Here is a 19,828-nt window from a genome sequence, read left to right as displayed (position 1 = left end):
TCAAAAAAGATAATTAACGGGCAGATTTTGCGATCCGCTCGCGTTCTTCCTTTTTCCCTACCGAGTAGCACTTCATGTCGCCCTTGGAGGCGGCGATCAGTTCGTCGGCGAGAACCGCACTGGCGCTCTTCTTGCCGGAGCTGGATCCCTTCAGGGTTGCCTCGGCAATGAAGTGGATTGCCGTGTCGACCCTCCGCATGGGTGCGGTGTCGACCGATTTCGGGACGTTGATGCCACCGTACTTGAGGCGGACCGTCTCTTCCCTGGGACCCGAGTTGGCGATCGCCTCGACCAGCACCTCGATGGGGTTGCGCTTGGTCTTCCTGTTGATGATCTCGAATGCATCCCGCACGATCCGGATGGCCAGCTGTTTCTTCCCGGTATTATTCTCGGTCTGCATCAGGCGGTTGATCAGCCGCTCGACGATCATCATGTTGGACTTGCCGAACTCCTGGCGGGAGAACTTGCCGCAGGTATGGGGGATGATCATGGAGGTGAGGGTGACGTAGCGCATGAGGCCGGGGTCGGTGACCTTGACTTCGGAGGCGTCCCACTTGTTGAACAGGAGTTTTGTGCCTGCTGTCTTTCCTTCGGTCTTTCCTTCGGTTTCTGCCATCACGATCACCTGCGCGGTTTCTCCTTCCTGCCGATGACCATCTCGTGGAGGCAGACGTTGTTCACCTTGGTGACCACGTAGCGCACGCCGGGGATATCCCCCATGGAACGCCCGAGACGGCCGCCGATGCCCTCGATCTCGACTTCGTCGTGTTCGTCAATGAAGTTGATCGCACCGTCGCCGACGGCAAAAGCGCTGACCTGCCGCCCGTTCTTGATCAGCTGGACGCGCACGCACTTCCGGATCGCGGAGTTCGGCTGCTTGGCTTCGACACCGATCTTCTCCAGCACGATACCTCTCGCCTGTGGCGCACCCTCGAGAGGGTCCGACTTCACATCGAGGTTGAGTTCGCGGCGGGCGTAGTTCTTGTCCGCCCACCGGAACTTATTTGAGTCCCGAACCAGTTTTCTGGCTGCAAATTTACCCTGTCCCATTAAATAGCCTCATGAAAGTTGTTTTTGTGGTTATCGATAACCCACACTGGGATATGTACTAACGCGGGTGATCGATTTATAAATTGTGGCATCCCACCTGCCTGTCTTATACTATTGTCCCTTGTGCATAATAACATTATATCATCCGGAACCCAATCATGAGCAATGAAAACCGGGATCTACAAAGAGGTGCAGATCGATACCAGCCACCGCCTGCTCCACTACAAGGGTAAGTGCGCCAACCTCCACGGGCACCGCTGGAAGGTGGAGGTCTGGATGGAGGGGGAGCCGGACCCGGCCACGCAGATCCTGATCGATTACAGCCTGATCAAGAAGGTCATCGGCAAATACGATCACCAGATAATCCTCAACCGCGACGACCCCATGGTGGCCTGCATGGAGAAGTTCCAGCACGTCATAACGACGCCCGGCGATCCGACGAGCGAACTGATTGCAGCGATCATCCGCGATGACCTCTACGCGGTCTGCCGGGACCTGAAGATACCGGCAACGGTACCGAAGATCCGGGTCTGGGAGTCCCCGACATCCTGCGCCGAGCTTACCGAATGAAGATCGCAGAAATTTTCCGGAGCCTCCAGGGGGAAGGGAAGAACCAGGGAAAGGCCTGCCTCTTCATCCGGCTCGCGGGCTGCAACCTCGCCTGCACCTGGTGCGATACGGGATACGCCCGGAGCGGCGGCATGGAGATGGGACCCGACGCCATCCTCGAACAGGTCTGGCGGGTGAATCCCCCCTATGTCTGTATCACGGGCGGCGAACCGCTCCTGCAGGCAGACGAGCTGGAACCGCTCCTCGCATCGCTCCGCAGGCGGGGGACGGCCATCGATATCGAGACCAACGGGACGATCGACTTCTCCCGCCTCCAGCCCTACGCCTCTGTCTGCATGGACGTGAAATGCCCGTCCTCCGGGGAGCAGAGCGACCTCGCCCTGCTCGCGGCGCTGCGGCCGCAGGACAGCGTGAAGTTCGTGGTGAAGGACGAGGCGGACTGCCGGTATGCGCAGGAGGTCATCGCCACGTACCGGATCGCCGGGGAGATCTTCTTCTCTCCAGTCTTCGGCACGGATTACAAGGCGATCACGAAATTTATTCTCGTCAATAACCTGCCGGTGCGGTTCCAGGTACAGTTGCATAAGATCATCGGGGTACAATGATGAAAGCGGTGTGTTTATTGTCAGGAGGAATGGACTCCTCCACGCTCGCGTATGTCGCAAAGAGGAGGGGCTACGATATCCTGGCCCTTCACTTCAATTACGGGCAGCGGACGGAACGAAAGGAACTCGAGAGCGCAAAGAAGATCGCCGGGCTGCTGGACGCAGAGGCGTTTGTCGAGGTCAACCTCGATTATTTCACGAAGTTCGGGGCGAGCAGCCTGACAGATAAGGACATTGCCGTCGAAGAGTTTGACCCGGAGCGTGTTCACATGCCCAATACCTACGTACCGTTCCGGAACGCGAACCTGCTCTCGATCGCAACCAGTTTTGCCGAGGCGCGTGCGGCAGAGGCCATATTCATCGGGGTCCAGTCCCTCGACTACAGCGGCTACCCCGACTGCCGCCCGGCGTTCATCGCAGCATTCCAGAGGGTGATCGAGCTCGGGACGAAGGACACGACAGAGATCGTCCTCTTCACCCCGTTCATCCACATGACCAAGACCGATATCCTGCGGGAAGGGATCCGGCTCGGCGTGCCGTACGAGCACACGTGGTCGTGCTACCGGAACGAGGAGAAGGCCTGCGGTACCTGCGGCTCGTGCCACTTCCGCAGGGAAGCATTCGATACAGCGGGCATACGCGACCCGATAGAATACGAGGTCTGAATGGAGATTTTCCGCGGCAGGCGTCTCTGGATAGAGAAGCGCACGATCCGGCTCCCGACCGGCACGGAGCGGGAGAAGGTGATCGTTCACCCCGGCAATGCCGTGGCAATCCTTCCCCTGAACGGGGAGCGGTGCACGCTGCTGAAGCAGTACCGGTACGCCATCGACCAGTACATCTGGGAAGCCCCGGCCGGCACCATGGAGCCCGGCGAGGATCCCGCGACAACAGCGGGCCGGGAGCTGATCGAGGAGACCGGTCTTGCGGCGAAGACGATCACGCCGAAGGGGTTCATCTATACGACACCCGGGTTCACCGACGAGAAGATCTTCCTGTTCGAGGCCCGGGACCTCTCGCCCTCGCAGGAATACCAGAAGGACGAGGACGAGGTGATCGAGGTCGTGGATGTCCCGGTCCGGGACCTTGCGGGAATGGTCCGCGACGGCACCATCACCGACGGGAAGACCATCTGCCTGATCTGCCGCTGCCTGGGGTGCTGACCGTGCGGACCGCGTTCATCCTTGCCGTTTTTCTCATTGCTGCTGCAGTTATCGCCGGGTGCACCAGCGCCCCCGCGAAACCCTCGTATTCCGTGGACAATAACGGCGTCCTCTCGGTGACCTGCGCACCGGTCACGACGAACGAGACCGTGCTCTTCGCAAACGGTACCTATACTGAATCCCGGGTCGTCATGCACACCCAGACGGGTGACGTGGTGACATACCTGAGTTATCCGGAACGGCCAAAGGCGGTGCTGGAGTACATACCCGGGGCCGGGGAGAAGATCTCGGGTCATGCGGAACGGATGGTGACCTATGCGGCTGCCGGCTATGCATTCATGTTCGTCGAAATCCGGGGCAGGGGCGGGGAGACAGCAGGCTACCCGTTCGACCCCCGGACGGACTATTCCCGGTTCGAGAGCGGCGACTGGCCCGAGTACTACCAGACCATCTGTGACATCTCGTCCCTGCGCGCCGTGCTTGCCAGCCGGTTCGGCGTCCCGGTTTATGCCGTCGGGGGGAGCAATGGCGGACGGTACGCGGCAGTTGCGGCCGGGGTCGACCCGGAATTTGCCGGGTACGTGGGGATCTCGACCGCGGACTGGGGACTCCGGGACGCAGTCCTCGCGCAGGGCGGCACAGGCGATATCCTGAAGTTTGCGACGTCGCTTGAGCCGGGCACCTACCTGCCCGGGATCTCCCCGCGCCCGGTCTGGATGTACCATAACGCGACTGACCCGTTCATCCCCTTTACCTCCGGCAAGGCCCTCTTCGCAACGGCAGACGAGCCCAAAACCTTCACTGAGTTCAACGGCGATCATGGGATCAACCCGGATGTCGACCGGCGGCTCATAGCGCAACTGGCGCAAATTTATGGCACGTGAGGGAGAATAGGTACTAGCTTTAGTGAGAGGTTTGAATCCGGCAATGGCAGAAGAAGCGGAGATGGACGACGCGCGGAAGCGCTATGAATTCAAGAAGACCCTTGAGAAGCTCCAGTCGCAGCAGGGGGACGGGACGGAACTGATAACCCTCTACATCCCCCCCGACAAGCAGATCTATGACGTGACCAACCAGCTCAAGGACGAGTTCGGGCAGTGCGCGAACATCAAGTCCAAGCAGACGCGGACCAATGTCCAGAGCGCCATCTCCTCCATCCTCTCCCGGCTCAAGTACTACAAGCGGCCTCCCGAGAAAGGGATAGCAGTCTTCTGCGGCACGGTAAAACTCTACGGCGACCGCACCGACCTCCAGTGCACCATCATCGAGCCGCCTGAGCCCCTCAACCTCTACATGTACCGCTGCAGCTCCAATTTCGAGCTCGAACCCCTTAAGCAGATGCTCGAGGAGAAGTACGTCTACGGCCTGCTCGTCCTCGACAAGCGCGAGGCGTACTGGGGGTTCCTGCGCGGCAACCGGATCGAACCGATGGGGGGGGCGAACTCGACGGTGCCGGGTAAGATGCGGAAAGGCGGCCAGTCGGCAGCCCGGTTCGGGAGGCTGCGCGAGATCGCCATCGACGAGTTCTATACCAAGGTCGGCGAGCGGTCAAGTGCCATCTTCCTTGCCGAGAAAGATTTTTTCGAGCGGTTCAAGGGCGTCCTCATCGGGGGCCCGAGCCCGACGAAAGAGGAGTTCGAGAAGGGGAACTACCTCCACCACGAGGTCCAGAAGCGGATCATCGGGCTGTTCGATGTTGCCTACACCAACGAGGACGGGCTCTCCGAGCTCGTGGACGCTGCAAAAGACGCCCTCAAGGGCATGACCGTCATCAAGGAGAAGGCGTTCATGGACCGGTTCCTCAGGGAGCTCGTCAAGGAAGACGGGCTCGCGGCATACGGGGAGGAGAGCATCCGTCACAACCTCGGGATCGGTGCCGTGGATATCCTTCTCCTCTCGGCGAACCTCCGCAAGTCCCGGCTGAGGATCAGGTGCCAGAGCTGCGACTACACGAGCGAGAAGACCGTCAATGTCGAGGCCGGCAAGACGGTTGCAGACCTCCCGCTCGGGAACTGCCCGAAGTGTACAGCCCCCCTTATTCTTGAGGAGGAGATCGATATCATCGACGAGCTGACGAAACTTGCCGACCAAAGCTCCGCGAAAGTCGAGCTCATATCCGACGATTTCGAGGAGGGATCGATCCTCTTCTCGGCATTCGGCGGGATTGCCGCGATCCTCCGCTACAGGACGGGATACTGATGCTGAACGAGACATCCACGATCATCGGGAACGTGATCCGGGAACACACCGCCCTCACCGACGCGCAGCTGACGGATGGCGGGGAGCATGCCGACCTTGCATCGACCGTCGCATTCTCGCTTGCAAAACAGCGGAAGCAGGCGCCGGCCAGAATAGCCCAGGAGCTCGCCGCAGAGATAGCCGGAGATCCACGGCTTGCCGGGATCACGGTCGAGGCGAAAGGGCCGTACATCAACTTCATCTTCGGCAAGGAGTACGTGAGCGGAGCAGTCAGGGAAGCGGTGAAGCCCGGTTACGGCACATCGCCGCGTAGACCGACCTGGGTCGTGCTCGAGCACACGAGCGCAAACCCGAACGGCCCGCTCCACGTCGGGCATATCCGGAACTCGATCATCGGCGACACGCTTGCCCGGGCGTTCCGGAAGGCAGGCTACCCGCTCGAGGTGCAGTACTATGTCAATGACATGGGCCGCCAGATCGCGATCGTGGTCTGGGGGTTCGACAACCTCGACAGCACCCGGCTTGAAGGGGAGAAGGAGGACGCCCATATCGCGCGGGTATACATAGCGGCGAACCGAGAGATCGAAAAGGACGAGAGCATCACCGGGCAGGTGAACACCCTGATGCAGCTGGTCGAGAACGGGGACCCCGCGACCGTGAAAAAGTTCCGCAGGGAAGTCTCCCGCTGCCTCGACGGGTTCAGGGTCACGATGCAGGGCCTCAATGTTGCGCACGACCGGTTCGTCTGGGAGAGCGACTTCATCCGGAACGGCTACACCGAACGGATCATCTCACGGATACGGAAACTCCCCCAGGCACGGGACGACGAGACCCTTGCACTTGACCTGTCGGAGTTCGGGTTTGCGAACAAGTATGTCATCCGCCGCAGCGACGGCACATCGGTCTACGCGGCCCGCGACCTCGCGTTCCATGTGTGGAAGGCGGCAAACTTCGACCGGGTCATCGATGTCCTCGGCGCCGACCACAAGCTGATCGGGGCGCAGCTCCAGTGCACGCTGAAACTCCTCGGGGAGAAAGTCCCGGAGATCGTCCATTTCGAGTTCGTCTCCCTGCCGGAAGGCTCCATGAGCACCCGTTCGGGTAAATTCGTCTCGGCAGACGACCTTATCTCCGAGGTGACGAGGCGTGCCCTTGAAGAAGTGACGGCCCGCCGGCCGGAACTGGACGAGACGGCGAGGAGGTCGATCGCGAAGTCGGTCGGGCTCGCCGCGATCCGCTACGACATCGTGAAGGTCTCTCCCGAGAAGAGCACGGTCTTCGACTGGAAGGAGGCGCTTGACTTCGAACGCCAGAGCGGGCCCTACATCCAGTACGCCCATGCCCGGGCCTGCAGCATCCTTGAGAAGGGGGGGGCATTCGAGGAATGCTACGATATGGAGACGGACCAGGAGATCGCGCTCGCGAAGCAGGTCGCAAAGTTCCCGGCCATCATCGAAAAAGTCATAGCCGAGCTCCGCCCGCACATCCTCGCTACCTACGCCCGGGAGCTGGCCGATACGTTCAACTCGTTCTATCACTTCGAACCGGTACTGAAAAGCGAAGGCAGGGTACGGGACCGCCGGCTCACGCTGGTAAAAGCGGTGCAGAACACCTTAAAAGAGGCCCTCGGGACGCTCGGGATCGATGCCATCAGCTCCATGTGAAGCCCTGCGGAAACAGGGCTACCAGTTTTTCAGCAAGGCGTCCTCGGCCGCGCTCAAGCCCTGCATGTGGTGCAAGCGTGCGCTTGCCGGTGGGGAGATGTGTTACAAGCACCAGTTCTACGGCATAGACAGCCACCGCTGCGTCCAGATGACCCCCACGCTCCGCTGCAACCAGCGCTGCCTCTTCTGCTGGCGTTCGTTCGAGCACGAGCCGCAGGAGGAGGTGGAGTGCCCGCCGGAGACCATCCTTGCCGGTATCCGGAAGTACCAGAAGAAGGCGCTTGCCGGCTATAACGCAATCCTCGACAACACGGTGACCGAAGAGCGGTGGCAGGAGGCCCTCGACCCGAAGCACGTTGCGATCTCGCTCTCCGGTGAACCGACGCTCTACTCGCGGCTCCCGGAACTCATCGACCTCTTCAGCAGCAAAGGCTACACCACCTTCCTCGTGAGCAATGGCACAAACCCGGAGATGCTGCGGCGCTGCAGGCCGTTCCAGACATACGTCTCCCTGGATGCACCCGATGCGGAGATCTACAAGGCGGTGTGCCGCCCGCTCGGGGACTCCTGGGACCGGATCCGGGAGAGCCTGTCCCTGCTTGGGTCCCGCCGCTCCGCGATCCGGGTCACGCTGGTCCGGGGCCTGAACGATTTCGCTCCTGAAAAGTACGCGGCCATGCTGCAGGACTCGGGCGCTATGTTTGCGGAAATAAAGGGATATATGTATCTGGGATACAGTAGAAACAGGTTGGCAAAGGAGAACATGCCGGACCACCAGCACGTGCGGGCCTTTGCGGAGAGGATCGCGGCTGTGTGCGATTACCGGTTCAGAGATGAAAACAAGTTGAGCAGAGTGGTCTGCCTGGAGCGAGGGAGATGAGGTTCAATCCGGATGAATGGAAACGGAAGGCGCATGAGAACTTTGAAGGAGCATGGCACGAGGGACCGTCGGTACTGACACCGGCAGGACATGCAGGCACGTACCCGTACCGGGCCTACCGGCGGGCACAGGCCCACCCGGTATTTGCGACCATCAACCGCCTGCGGGAGACCTATCTTGCCCTCGGGTTTGACGAGGCGGAGAACCCGGTGATCATCGAGGAGCAGGACATCTACCGGCAGTTCGGCCCCGAGGCCATGGCCGTGCTCGACCGGGTCTTCTATCTCGGCGGGCTTCCCCGCCCGAACGTGGGGATTGCAAGGAAACAGCTGGACGAGATCAACGAGATCCTCCAGAGCCACCGGAACCCCCTGACCCACCGGGATTCGGCCCCTGCCGGGCAGAGCAGGGAGAACTACCAGCCGATGACAAAAGAGACCGAGGAGCGCCTGCGGGAGACGCTCCATGCCTACAAGAAGTCGGAGATCGACGGGGACGAGCTGACGTTCGAGCTCTCGAAAGTACTGGGCATTGACGATGCGCTGGTCGTCCACATCCTCGATGCCGTCTTCCCGGAGTTCAGGGCGCTCGTTCCGGAATCCTCACGGTCGACGCTTCGCAGCCACATGACGAGCGGCTGGTTCCTGACCCTTGGTTCGATCTGGGACAGGATCCCGCTCCCCGTCCGCCTCTTCTCGGTAGATCGCTGTTTCCGCCGCGAGCAGGCCGAAGGTCCGACCCGGCTCATGACCTACCACTCGGCCTCGTGCGTCGTTGCCGGTGAGGATATAACCAACGAGGAGGGAAAAGCCGTCAGCGAAGCGCTCCTCTCCGCATTCGGCTATACGGATTTCCGTTTCCAGCCGGACGAGAAGCGGTCCAAGTATTACATGCCGGACTCCCAGACCGAAGTCTATGCCCGCCACCCGGTGCACGGCTGGGTGGAGGTGGCGACGTTCGGCATGTATTCACCCTCGGCACTTGCCGAATACGGCATCGGTGTCCCGGTCATGAACCTCGGCCTCGGGGTCGAGCGGCTGGCAATGATCGCCTACCATGCAGATGACCTCCGGCAGCTCTGTTACCCCCAGTTCTTCCCCCGGACCCTGACGGGGCGGGAGATCGCCAGGGCGGTCCACCTGAGAGAGGAGCCGCTCTCGCCGGAGGGGAAGATGCTCGCCGGGGCAATCGCAACAACAGCCGCTGCGAATGCGACCGCCCAGGGCCCGTGTTCCTTCGATGCATGGGAAGGTGCTCTCGGGGGAGTGAACGTACGCGTGGTAGTCGAGGAGACGGAGTCCAATGCGAAACTCTGCGGCCCGGCCTGCGCCAACGAGATCTTCGTCCATGACGGCTCCATCCTTGGCGTCCCGGATACCGAGAAATGGAACCAGGTACGGACGGAAGGGGTACCGACCGGCATCTCGTACCTCACGGCAGTATCCGCCCTCGCTGCGGCCCGGGTCGAGGAAGCGGCCCGATGCAGAAGACCCGTTACGGTCCAGGTCAAGATGGCAAAACTCCCCAGCGATATCAACCTGAAAATCGATGAGCACGCGATGCGGTTTGTCACTGACAACAAGAAGAAAGTCGATGTGCGGGGGCCGGTATTCCTCGCGGTACGGTCGACAGTGATGGAATGAGTTCTTATTCTTTTGGCTTTATTAAAGCTCTATTTTTCTGGTCATTTGCTCATATTCTGCTGCCGTCAGAAGGGTGACCCCTTTCTCAGTTCGAAGAACTCTGACGAGTTCAATCGAAAACCTTCGGTCAGGAGAAGATTCTTCTTCTCCTGCTTCAGGTCCGACGACACTGAAGCATTCTCCAGCCTGCTCTTCCCTTCGGGAACAGCAGTCTCCCCGGAGGGGAAGGCAGCGAAGATGCGAATGCATCTTCTCGATTTCGTAGTCTGATGACTACTCAATCATCCCAAGGGGGTGCGCCCCTTTGACCCCTGATAGGTCTTCAGACCTCGAAGAGGAGAAGATTTACGAAGTAAATCTTCGATCCCCGTTTTTTCGGGGTTTTTCATTAGCCGTCTGAGGAACTATCGCAATTGAGGGGGATTACCCGAGCGGCGATTCAACCTCCTTGCCCCGCCGTGCCTCGAAGTTCATTTGAACTTCTCGATCTCGTGGTTCTGACGAACCACTCAATCCTCGAAGAGGCCCTGAGGCGGGGAGCCCTCATAAGCCACCACTAATTATTTATGAATCACCGGATCCCGCAGCATTTCCCGTGGCCAGATGCTGCCCCACAGATCGGAGTTTTCAACTTCTTCTGTCTTATCTCTCCGGTATCAATCCGTTCGAAGAACTCTGATGAGTTCTTCTCTTCTTCAGGGTCCAGCTGGACCCTTCAGAGTTAGAAATAGATAACATTAATATCCCGGGAATGTTAGAAATAGATAACATACAAGTTTGATAATTATGAAATCAAGAAACCTCTTTCGAATAATAATTGGAGCGCTGATGCTGATCAGCGGTATCGTATCGATCCTGCTGACGGGGAACGGGGCCATCGTTGGCGTTATTTTGCTCTTCCCGGGTTGTGCATTCCTGATCACGGGAATTACCCGTCACCGGAGGGAGGGTGATGGTCCGGAATCTGATGAGCGGTCAAAGAAGATCGCTGCGTACGGATTGTCCTGGGCATGGCTGACCGGCCTCTTCTTCATGTTCGGCCTCATCTGGCTGGATTATCTCAACGTGTTCAAGTTCAGCGCACAGAATGCACTCGCACTCTCGATCATTGTTCTTGCACTCTCCGCAGTGATCTACCCGACGTTTCTCTTGCGGAAAGGAGATGTCGGGCAATGATGACATTACTTCGCAGGAAGCTGTTATTCGGAGGGTGTATGACAATCGCAGGGGTACTCATTCTCCTAATCTGTGACTGGATGCCCCAATTCCGGAAAATCGTACTGCTCTCTGGTGTTCTTATTCCAATGGGCCTTATGTTAATTGTACTTTCGCTCATAACAACATGGTACGAGAAAAAAGCCGATGTTATAGATGATGAACGGACCCTGAAAATCCGGGCTCATACATACATGAAGGCGTTTTCATTTTCCATCACGTTTGCCATTGTTCTCTCCGTCCTTATCTATTCGAAAGTGCTTGTTATGGATGCCGGTTCAGCAATTATGGCAATTTTCTTTATTATGATACTGAGTTCCTCTCTGTTGTATTGGTATTACAACAGGCAGGGCGACATCAATGGGGAATAAAACTCCCAGAGCTTGAGGATGATCACCCGAATAAAGGAATACCGGACAAGGTTATCCCTGACACAGGACGATCTCGCGAAAAAAGTCGGTGTGCGCCGGGAAACGATCGTCTTCCTGGAACAGGGAAAGTACAATCCCTCGCTCAGGCTCGCCCACGAAATCGCCGTTACGCTTCATGCAAGGATCGATGACATCTTCATCTTTGATGACGGCTCCCAAGAGCCGGAACCGCGGGAAGTCCTCGTGGACTAAAAGGAGGTCCCGCTCACGGGGCAACGGTTTCGGGTCTGATGAGACACCCGCCGGGCTCCGCCGCTTCCGGCTCCCGGCACAGTTCTTCAAGGATGAGGACGGTCGCTTCCTTGTCCAGGGGCTGGTTGTCATTCCCGCATTTCGGGGAGTAGATGCAGGACGGGCAGCCGTCATCGCAGCGGCAGTCCCTCACCAGTTCCCGGGAACTCGAAAACAGTTCAGGCATAATTTCGTACGCTTTTTCCGCAAGCCCGATGCCCCCTTCATAGGCATCGTAGACAAAGATGGTCGGTTCGCCATTCTCACCAAACGCCGGTGACGAAAGCCCGCCGATATCCCAGCGGTCGCACATGACATGGAGCGGCATCAGCGCGATGATCGCGTGCTCGGCGCCATGGAGCCCGCCGGCGAGGTCAAGACCCGAACCGGTGACCTTCTGCCCGGCAGAGGCCGGCAGGACAAACCAGAATGCCTTTGTCCGGAAGGTGAGTGGAGGCAGCAAGAGAGGTTCCAGACCGATGATGGTATCCCCCCGCTTGATCTTGTAGCCGGTGAACTGCTCGGTCACCTCAACGTCACCAAACGAACATTTCACGCCATTGATGGACCGGGTTTCAAGAATCTCAATGACAGAAAGGTCAACTTCCTTGAGGGGCTGCGTATAATAGTCCACGTCGGTCTCCGTGACCCGGACGGTGTGCGTCTCCAGGTCCATCTCGTTGACGATGTAGGTCTCACCCTGATGGAGCATGATCGCACCTTTGTGTGCCTCGCGGTATGCCTGCCCGCGGTCCATCGTCTCGAGCAGCCGCCCGTGACAGAGGATCCTGAACGTCTCGCCGGGGATGCCCCCGAGTTTTACGGCATCCGCCGCCCTCCCCCGCCCGGAATACACCCAGCCGCGGGAAGTCCTCCTCACCAGATCGCTGGATTCGAGTTCCTGTACGAGGGATGAGAACGATTCCCCGAAAAACTCCCGGTCCGGGTCTTCCCGCAGGGGCATCTCTGCAGCAGCACAGAGCAGGTGCCCGGAAACAATGTACGGGTTCTCCGTGTCTACGATGGCATGCTCGTGAGACCTGCTGAAGAACTGGTACGGGTGGTTCATGAAGTACTGGTCGAGCGGGTTTGCCTGAGCTACCAGGAATGCAAGGGACTCCCCTCCTTTTCGTCCCGCACGGCCGGCCTGCTGCCGGGCCGACATCATGGTCCCCGGAAAACCGGAGATGATCACCGCGTCCAGGGACCCGATATCGATCCCGAGTTCGAGGGCATTGGTGGAGACAACGCCTTTGAGCGTTCCGTCTTTCAGCTGCCGTTCAATCGCCCTCCGGTCTTCCGGGAGATATCCGGCCCGGTAGGCAGAGATCGATTCGGCGAGACGGACGGATGATCTGCGGGCATCTTCCCTGGCCCAGATGGTGACCAGTTCCGCCATCTTCCGGGAGCCGGTAAAACAGAGGGTCTGGAGCTTCTCTTTTACGCAGGACACGAGGAGGTCCTTTGTCTCCTGGTGGGTGGAGCGCTCGCCGATGCCATCGTAGAACGGGTTGTACAGGACAAAATGGTTCCTGCCGCGGGGGGAGCCGTCTTCGCTGACCAGATCGCATGACTGCCCGGTGAGCCGTGCGGCAAACTCCACGGGATTGGCAAGGGTCGCAGTCGAGAGGATAAACTGCGGATGGGAACCGTAATGACTGCAGAGGCGCAACAGCCTGCGGATCAGGAGCGCAATATGGGACCCGAAAACTCCCCGGTACCGGTGCGCTTCGTCGATCACCACAAACTCCAAGCCGGCAAACAGCGGGCGCCACTTCGCATGCCAGGAGAGCACCTGGTGGAGCTCGTGCGGGTTGGAGATGATGATCCGCGAATTCTCGCGGATTGCTGCACGTTTCGATTGCGGGGTGTCCCCGTCATAGATCGCCGTCCTCGCCGGAATGCCCGTGAACTGTGCCATCTCGTTCACGGTCCCGAGCTGGTCGTTGGAAAGGGCCTTGGTCGGATAGAGGTACAATGCCCGTGCGCCGGGGTCTGTCTCAAGCCGTTCAAAGACCGGAATATTGAAAGCAAGAGTCTTCCCGCTGGCGGTGGGCGTTGTGATGACCACGTTTTTTCCGGCCCGGATACGGTCGATTGCATCGCACTGGTGAGAGTAAAGCCGTATTCCCCGCTGCCGGATGTACGAGTCAAGAGTGGCAGAAAGGGGGGTCGCAGGATTCCCGTACCGGGGAGATACCGGACCGTTTGTCTCGATATTGACGACCCGGTTGCGATAGAGCGGGTTTGTGGCCAGCAGCCGGAGGAGATCGTCAACAGCCATAGGACTCTCCCAGGAGGTGGAAGAAGAGCAGGGCAAGAGAGACGACATCCTGCCGGTTGTGTTCGATGACAGGGACCAGCGGCCCGCAGTTCCCGGTCTTCAGGTATCTCTCGTAGAATTCCGGTACCATCTGGCCGGGCACGTCATCGTCCCGCGAGATCCCGAAGACCTCCCGCTCGAGGGCGGAAAGGCGCAGTGAGGGGAACTGGTCCTTCCATCTCCTGCGGCTGAAATGGAGTACATCGAAGTGGGGGATGCGGGCAGGGGTGTCCATGCCATAGTACGCCAGCCGATCGGAGATATAGGGAAGATCAAACGACTTCCCGTTAAATGTGACCAGGGCCGGCCTGTCACCGGAGAGATGCTCCAGGGTCGCAATAAGTGCAGCCTGTTCTTCGTGGATGTCCCGCAGCAGGTACTGGTTGACGATGAACTGGCCATGCTCAAATTGCCCGACACCAAAGAGGATGATCGGGCGGGAAAAAAGGCCCAGCGTCTCGATGTCGAGAAAGACAAGGTCTTCCGGCTCGTGGAGACCTGCAGCCCCCAGGACGAGCGGATGGGATTTCGGATGCCGGCTGCAGATCAGGTCCATGATATCTGAAGAGTTTCCGGAAGACAGGCGGCTGATGACCTTCCGGGCTTCAGACCGGAACTTCGGGTGACCGGCAAGGTCGGTCAGTGCCCGGAACCCCCGGGCGTTCAGCCGTTTCCGGGTTGCCTGCCCGATACCGCGGACAAGGGTGAGATCCCCGAGGAGTTCTTCCCGGAACCGGTCGAGATCGAATGCCGGGCAGGCAAGAGACTGCCGGCTCTCCAGGGAAAAGCAGGTCCCGCCGCCGTTCGAAATTTCCCTGCCGGAAAAGACTCTTTCGAACGGGACATCCTGGTACTGTGCGAGGAGGGTGTCGAGGATATCACGGGCCTGCTCGTATTCGGAGGAAAGAACAAAATTGTTGAAAAAACTGGTCCCGAAGATGTTCCCGTCGCGTACTACCTCGTATTCCCGCAGCGTCTCGATGCGTCGCTGCCAGAGTGTGCCTACGCGGGCGGGTGCGGGTATGGCTGACATCGTCTGGATACAACATCCTTATTCCGGCGTTTAAACCCCTGCCGCGGAGGGTGAAAGTAAAGAAAAGCCTCATGTACATTCAGGTCAACCGGTTGGGTGATGATTACCATCTTCCAGCACGGGGAGCATGAGTCCTCCGGTGAGATCGGGATATACCTTCAGGGACGGGGCCTCCCTTTTGAGACAAAACGGCTCTATGAGACAAGTGAGATTCCGGACATCCTGCCATCCCGGCTTATCCTTCTCGGGGGACAGATGAGCGTGAACGATACCGGCGATTACCCCTTTTTTGCCGCTGAAAAACAGGTGATCAGGAAGATGGTGGCACAAAAAAGGGCGGTCCTCGGGATCTGCCTTGGCGCCCAGATGATCGCTTCGGCCTTCGGGGAAAAGGTCTACCCGCTGGAAAAAGAGCTGGGCTGGTGCCGGGTTCATGGCTGCGGGCAGGACGCGGGTCCCCGGTTCCCGGCATCGTTTACCGTCTTTCACTGGCACCATGAGACATTTAATCTCCCGAAGGGGGCAACGCTCCTCTCGTACGGGGACACGGTGAAAAACCAGGCGTTCAGGCTCGGCAGTGCTGTAGGAGTCCAGTTCCACCCGGAAGTGACACTCCCGATCATCAGCCATTGGGCAGAAGATCTCGGCGCTCAGGAGAAACAGAAGATACTCTGCGAGTCCGATCGCCATCTCCCCGGTAATGCCCGGTGCTGCCATTATCTCGTCGATGCATTCGCCAGGGGCTGGAGTGCATGAAGGGCCTCCGGGGGTTTTTGATCGACCTTGACGGTGTCCTGTACGTGGGCGACCGGCCCGTGGACGGGGCCCGGGAGGCTATAGAATATCTCGTGCAGAACAACTACCGGATCCGGTTTGTCTCGAACACCACCCGTAAATGCCGGGAGACAATTGCTGACCGGTTGTCATCAATGGGGTTTGTAATTCCCATTGAAACCATCTTTACGCCCCCCATTGCTGCCGTCGCGTTCATGAACCGTGCCGGAAAGCGGCGCTGCCGGCTCCTCACGACCGGGGATGTTTACCGGGACTTTGAAGACGCCTGCTCCTCTGATCCTGAAACAAGGCCGGACTTTGTGATCATCGGGGATGCTGGCGATAAAATTACCTATGACAGTCTCAATTCCGCATTCCGCGACATATTCGACGGAGCTGAGCTGATTGCGCTCGAAAAGGACCGGTACTGGATGGCCCCGGACGGGCTCTCGCTCTCTGCAGGACCGTTTGTCGCCGCACTCGAATATGCGACCGGAAAGACCGCGACCGTCGTTGGAAAGCCATCAGTGGCCTTCTTTGATCTCGCACTGGAGGATATGGGACTCCGCCGGGACCAGGTGGCGATGATCGGGGACGACATTATGACCGATATCGGGGGGGCGCAAAAAGCCGGCATGAGGGGGATCCTTGTGAGGACGGGGAAATTCCGCGAAGATTCCGTTACCCACTCCGCGATCAAGCCTTATTGCATCATTGACTCCATAGCGCGGATCAACGATATTGTCTGACCGGGAAGGAAAACACGTGCGGAAAGATCTGTATGGAAAAACCGGGAGTTGTATGGGAAGTTGTTTCATTGCTGCCGGAACTTTTCTGGCCGTATGTCCGGAGACCTCTCCACTCCATTCCGTGAAACCGTTGTGTCGCCCCCTGCCGGTCCCGTTTTTCCGGGATCGGATCCGGTTGTCCCGGTCTCGCATTCCCTTTTGAAAAGGAGACGGTTGCGATCTCCGCTGCGGTCATGACTCAGGACATCCGGGAGCGGGAAGGCGGACAAATCGGTTATCGTTTGGGAATGCATCTGAAAATGGATGGATCTCGGGCAGGTACCGCTCAAGGGTGGACGATCCGGCACCGGGAAATAGTACGCGAGTACGTGAAAACGAATATGCCAGCCGGGGTTTCTGCAATAAAACCGGTTGTCCGGCCTAGGTCCCGGGGTCGAGGAGTTCCGGTTCCGGGTACGTCTCCGACACGGTCTCACCTGCTGGCAGGGCAGAGAGCCTCCTGAAAGCACTCTCCGAATATTGTCTCGATACATCGATACCGATGAACCGCCGACCGAGTTTCCAGGCAACGGCCGTGGTCGTCCCTGCGCCGTTGAAAGGATCGAGGACAAGATCGTTCCTGTACGAGAAGAGTTTCATCAGCCGCCGGGGGAGCTCCTCGGGAAACATCGCGGGGTGATCGTACTCTTTCATCCGGATCTCGGGAGGGAATGACCACCTGCCCATCACCCATTCCTTGAACTCATCGCCGCTGATGTCGATATCCTCGCGCCTCCCGCTCTTTTTATGGGTCTCCTTGTCGAAGACCTCGATGAACTCCCAGGTGTATTTTATGTAGGGCATCGAGGGGGATCTCCAGCTCCCCCATGCCGTGAATTTTGCATTGTAATTGTTCTTTTCCCACAGGAACTCCGCTTTCCAGAGCAGCCCGAGGCCAGCCAGCTGGCGGGAGATGATATGGTGGGTCGGGACATAGTCCGAGAAGAGCGGCTGGATGTTCACGGCAATCCGGCCGCCGGGCTTGAGGACCCGTTCGCATTCCTTCCAGACAACGAGAAGTTTTTCAAAATATTCGTTCCACTCGTGCGTGTCGTCATGGGGGTCCTGGGCGTAGGAATGGCCGAAATTGTACGGTGGCGAGGTAATAATCAGGTCGATGCTCCGGTCGGGTATCAGGGCGAGGACTTTTTTGGCATCCCCGCAGATGATCCGGTTCACGAAAGGCAGGATACCTGCAGAGTCCGCCACTGGCATCTCTTTTCTGGCGTCCTTCGTACCTTTCCTGACTCTCTCTTTGCCAGCCTTGTCCCGAACTTTCTCCGGCCTCATGACCTTGTATCCTGATTGTACATACATCCCGGATCAGTTAAAGGGTGTCGGAATTCCCTGAGTCGGGGCCGTATGAAAAGTGTTCACGTGAAAAGCGTTTAATGCAGCAATGAACATATTGTCTACGATTAAATTATGCTGCATATCGAGGATCTGCATGTGAAGGTCGGCGACAAGGAAGTGTTGCACGATATTAACCTCGACATCGGTGAGGGAGAGACCCATGTCCTGCTGGGCCCCAACGGGTCGGGCAAGACGACGCTTCTCATGACGATCATGGGATATTCGAACTATACGATAACGGAAGGCACGATCACCTTCAAAGGCGAAGATGTCACCCGGATGAAAGCCCACGAACGGGCGAAGCGCGGTATCGGGATGCTCTTCCAGCGCCCCCCTACCATATCGGGCCTGAAACTGGGAAAACTCCTCACCGCCATCTCCCGGACCAAGAATGAAGACCTGGTGGAACTCGCAAAATCACTTCATATGGACAAATTCCTGGACCGGGATATCAACAAGGGCTTCTCCGGCGGGGAGATCAAGCGCAGCGAGGTGCTCCAGCTGATGATCCAGAACCCGGACTTCATCATGCTCGACGAACCCGAAAGCGGTGTCGACATCGAGAACATCTCCCTCATCGGTCACGCGATCGGCTCTCTTCTTGAGAAAGAGAAACATATCGTCAAGCGCCAGAAGAGCGGGCTGGTTATCACGCATACCGGCTACATCCTCGATTACCTTGAGACGGATCGCGGTCACGTGATGTGCGACGGGCAGATCCGCTGCCACGGCAACCCCCGGGAGATCCTGAAGGACATCAAACAGCACGGCTACAAGGAGTGTCTCGAATGTCGCAACCCATGAACGTTACGGAGATCTCACCATCGGAAAAGGAGAGGATGGCCCAGACAGGCATCGACCTCGAGATGAAGAACCGCTGCGGTACGTACATCCAGATGGACCAGAACATAGTACACGCCGAATGTGCGGAGGAAGGAATCGAAGTCCTCTCCTACAAACGGGGGATGGAAAAATATGACTGGCTGAAGGAGTATGCCTGGAAGGTCGTCTCCGCAGAAAAAGACGAGGTCACCAAATATGTCGCTGCACAGAAAGACCCCAAGGGCTACGTCATCATCGCCCATAAAGGATCGAACAATGTTCTCCCCATACAGGCATGCCTCTATCTCGGGCGTGAGCAGATCCAGCATGTCCACAACATCATCATTGCCGAAGAAGGGGCGGAGCTCCATATCATTTCAGGATGCGCAAGCGGGGCACACGTGGGAAAAGGCGGCGCACATTACGGCATTTCCGAATTCTACGTGAAAAAGAACGCAAAGATCAGCTTCACCATGATCCATAACTGGAGCGAGAATATCGAAGTGTACCCGAGAAGTGCCTCCATTGTCGAAGAGAACGGGGTATTCCTCTCCAACTATGTCTGCATGCAGCCGGTGAAAAAAGTCCAAATGTACCCGACCGCGAACCTGAAAGGGGAGAACTCGGTCGCGCGGTTCAGCAGTGTTGTCATCGCGACTCCCGGTTCGACGTTGGATCTCGGGTCCCGGGCAATCCTTGAAGGGACCGGCGCGAGTGCTGAACTGATAGCCCGTGCCATCACCAAAGGCGGCACCATCATCTCCCGCGGGCACATCAACGGAAAGACTGCCGGTACCCGGGGGCATCTCGAGTGCAAAGGCCTCATCCTCAGGGACGGGATCATCTACGCGATCCCGGAGATCGAGGGGTCTGTTGTCGGCACCGAGCTCTCCCACGAAGCAGCAGTAGGCAAACTCGCCCGGGAAGAGATAGAGTATCTTATGTCGAGGGGGCTTGACGAGGATGAGGCAACCGCGACAATTATCCGGGGGTTCCTCGATGTCAAGATCTCCGGGCTTCCCGAGGCGTTGCAGAAGCAGATCGATGCGTCTATAGATGTCGCCGAGAAAGCAGGATTCTGAAA

At 58.3% G+C, this 19,828-nt stretch carries 21 protein-coding genes; 16 read left to right on the top strand and 5 right to left on the bottom strand.

What is annotated here, in order from left to right; genetic code table 11:
- Nucleotides 1–13 precede the first annotated feature (13 nt).
- Nucleotides 14–616: a 30S ribosomal protein S7 gene (locus ABSB80_RS02750; protein ID WP_428367906.1), complete on the bottom strand. Its 603-nt coding sequence runs from the start codon at nucleotides 614–616 to the stop codon at nucleotides 14–16.
- 5 nt (nucleotides 617–621) lie between these two features.
- The gene (locus tag ABSB80_RS02745; protein ID WP_292349021.1) at nucleotides 622–1,050 is read right to left on the bottom strand and encodes a 30S ribosomal protein S12; all 429 of its coding nucleotides are present in this window, start codon (nucleotides 1,048–1,050) and stop codon (nucleotides 622–624) included.
- Nucleotides 1,051–1,215: 165 nt separating this feature from the next.
- Between ABSB80_RS02745 and ABSB80_RS02740 the strand changes: the two genes are divergently transcribed.
- From ABSB80_RS02740 to ABSB80_RS02685, 12 genes are all read left to right on the top strand, one after another.
- Nucleotides 1,216–1,620, top strand: a complete 405-nt coding sequence (locus ABSB80_RS02740; protein ID WP_428367903.1) for a 6-carboxytetrahydropterin synthase — start codon at nucleotides 1,216–1,218, stop codon at nucleotides 1,618–1,620.
- Entirely contained in the window at nucleotides 1,617–2,225 is a 609-nt protein-coding gene (locus ABSB80_RS02735) for a 7-carboxy-7-deazaguanine synthase QueE (RefSeq protein WP_428367901.1), read from the top strand. Before ABSB80_RS02740 ends, ABSB80_RS02735 begins: the two co-directional genes overlap by 4 nt.
- On the top strand, nucleotides 2,225–2,890 hold the full coding sequence (gene queC, locus ABSB80_RS02730) for a 7-cyano-7-deazaguanine synthase QueC (RefSeq protein WP_428367899.1): 666 nt from the start codon (nucleotides 2,225–2,227) through the stop codon (nucleotides 2,888–2,890). Before ABSB80_RS02735 ends, queC begins: the two co-directional genes overlap by 1 nt.
- Entirely contained in the window at nucleotides 2,891–3,388 is a 498-nt protein-coding gene (locus ABSB80_RS02725; protein ID WP_428367897.1) for an NUDIX hydrolase, read from the top strand. It abuts the gene before it with no gap.
- Nucleotides 3,389–3,390: 2 nt separating this feature from the next.
- Nucleotides 3,391–4,272, top strand: coding sequence for an alpha/beta hydrolase (locus ABSB80_RS02720; RefSeq protein ID WP_428367895.1), 882 nt, complete (start codon nucleotides 3,391–3,393; stop codon nucleotides 4,270–4,272).
- A 43-nt stretch (nucleotides 4,273–4,315) separates the two neighbouring features.
- Nucleotides 4,316–5,587, top strand: a complete 1,272-nt coding sequence (prf1, locus tag ABSB80_RS02715; RefSeq protein ID WP_428367893.1) for a peptide chain release factor aRF-1 — start codon at nucleotides 4,316–4,318, stop codon at nucleotides 5,585–5,587.
- Nucleotides 5,587–7,251 carry an arginine--tRNA ligase gene (gene argS, locus ABSB80_RS02710; RefSeq protein ID WP_428367891.1) on the top strand — a complete coding sequence of 555 codons (1,665 nt, stop codon included), beginning with the start codon at nucleotides 5,587–5,589 and terminating at the stop codon, nucleotides 7,249–7,251. Before prf1 ends, argS begins: the two co-directional genes overlap by 1 nt.
- A complete protein-coding gene (gene twy1, locus ABSB80_RS02705; RefSeq protein WP_428367889.1) occupies nucleotides 7,232–8,131 on the top strand; it encodes a 4-demethylwyosine synthase TYW1 in 900 nt (299 codons plus the stop codon). Before argS ends, twy1 begins: the two co-directional genes overlap by 20 nt.
- On the top strand, nucleotides 8,128–9,774 hold the full coding sequence (sepS, locus tag ABSB80_RS02700; RefSeq protein WP_428367887.1) for an O-phosphoserine--tRNA ligase: 1,647 nt from the start codon (nucleotides 8,128–8,130) through the stop codon (nucleotides 9,772–9,774). Before twy1 ends, sepS begins: the two co-directional genes overlap by 4 nt.
- A gap of 828 nt (nucleotides 9,775–10,602) precedes the next feature.
- Complete coding sequence (locus ABSB80_RS02695; RefSeq protein ID WP_428367885.1) at nucleotides 10,603–10,950, top strand: hypothetical protein; 348 nt, start codon at nucleotides 10,603–10,605, stop codon at nucleotides 10,948–10,950.
- Nucleotides 10,951–10,988: 38 nt separating this feature from the next.
- Complete coding sequence (locus ABSB80_RS02690; protein ID WP_428367883.1) at nucleotides 10,989–11,360, top strand: DUF2178 domain-containing protein; 372 nt, start codon at nucleotides 10,989–10,991, stop codon at nucleotides 11,358–11,360.
- 18 nt (nucleotides 11,361–11,378) lie between these two features.
- Complete coding sequence (locus ABSB80_RS02685; RefSeq protein ID WP_428367881.1) at nucleotides 11,379–11,612, top strand: helix-turn-helix transcriptional regulator; 234 nt, start codon at nucleotides 11,379–11,381, stop codon at nucleotides 11,610–11,612.
- A 13-nt stretch (nucleotides 11,613–11,625) separates the two neighbouring features.
- On the opposite strand, the gene ABSB80_RS02680 is transcribed toward ABSB80_RS02685, so the two are convergent.
- Nucleotides 11,626–13,935, bottom strand: a complete 2,310-nt coding sequence (locus ABSB80_RS02680) for a DEAD/DEAH box helicase (protein ID WP_428367879.1) — start codon at nucleotides 13,933–13,935, stop codon at nucleotides 11,626–11,628.
- Nucleotides 13,925–15,007, bottom strand: coding sequence for a ribonuclease H-like domain-containing protein (locus ABSB80_RS02675; protein ID WP_428367877.1), 1,083 nt, complete (start codon nucleotides 15,005–15,007; stop codon nucleotides 13,925–13,927). The genes ABSB80_RS02680 and ABSB80_RS02675 overlap by 11 nt, the downstream gene beginning before the upstream one ends.
- A gap of 99 nt (nucleotides 15,008–15,106) precedes the next feature.
- On the opposite strand from ABSB80_RS02675, the gene ABSB80_RS02670 reads away from it, so the two are divergent.
- Both ABSB80_RS02670 and ABSB80_RS02665 read left to right on the top strand, forming a co-directional pair.
- Nucleotides 15,107–15,763 (top strand): type 1 glutamine amidotransferase, encoded by a 657-nt coding sequence (locus tag ABSB80_RS02670; RefSeq protein WP_428367875.1) that lies wholly within the window; start codon nucleotides 15,107–15,109, stop codon nucleotides 15,761–15,763.
- The gene (locus ABSB80_RS02665; protein WP_428367873.1) at nucleotides 15,760–16,530 is read left to right on the top strand and encodes a TIGR01458 family HAD-type hydrolase; all 771 of its coding nucleotides are present in this window, start codon (nucleotides 15,760–15,762) and stop codon (nucleotides 16,528–16,530) included. The genes ABSB80_RS02670 and ABSB80_RS02665 overlap by 4 nt, the downstream gene beginning before the upstream one ends.
- Before the next feature lie 420 nt (nucleotides 16,531–16,950).
- Here ABSB80_RS02665 and ABSB80_RS02660 read toward each other — a convergent pair whose 3' ends face one another.
- Nucleotides 16,951–17,859, bottom strand: a complete 909-nt coding sequence (locus ABSB80_RS02660) for a DNA-methyltransferase (RefSeq protein WP_428367871.1) — start codon at nucleotides 17,857–17,859, stop codon at nucleotides 16,951–16,953.
- 135 nt (nucleotides 17,860–17,994) lie between these two features.
- Here ABSB80_RS02660 and ABSB80_RS02655 point away from each other — a divergent pair, with 135 nt between their 5' ends.
- Both ABSB80_RS02655 and ABSB80_RS02650 read left to right on the top strand, forming a co-directional pair.
- The gene (locus ABSB80_RS02655; protein WP_428367869.1) at nucleotides 17,995–18,726 is read left to right on the top strand and encodes an ABC transporter ATP-binding protein; all 732 of its coding nucleotides are present in this window, start codon (nucleotides 17,995–17,997) and stop codon (nucleotides 18,724–18,726) included.
- Entirely contained in the window at nucleotides 18,711–19,826 is a 1,116-nt protein-coding gene (locus ABSB80_RS02650; RefSeq protein WP_428367867.1) for a SufD family Fe-S cluster assembly protein, read from the top strand. Before ABSB80_RS02655 ends, ABSB80_RS02650 begins: the two co-directional genes overlap by 16 nt.
- Nucleotides 19,827–19,828: the final 2 nt, after the last annotated feature.

The organism is Methanoregula sp., assembly GCF_050010295.1.
Taxonomy (GTDB): Archaea; Halobacteriota; Methanomicrobia; order Methanomicrobiales; family Methanospirillaceae; genus Methanoregula.
The sequence above is the reverse complement of the archived record's forward strand: the minus strand, read 5'-3'. Positions and strand labels throughout refer to the sequence as shown.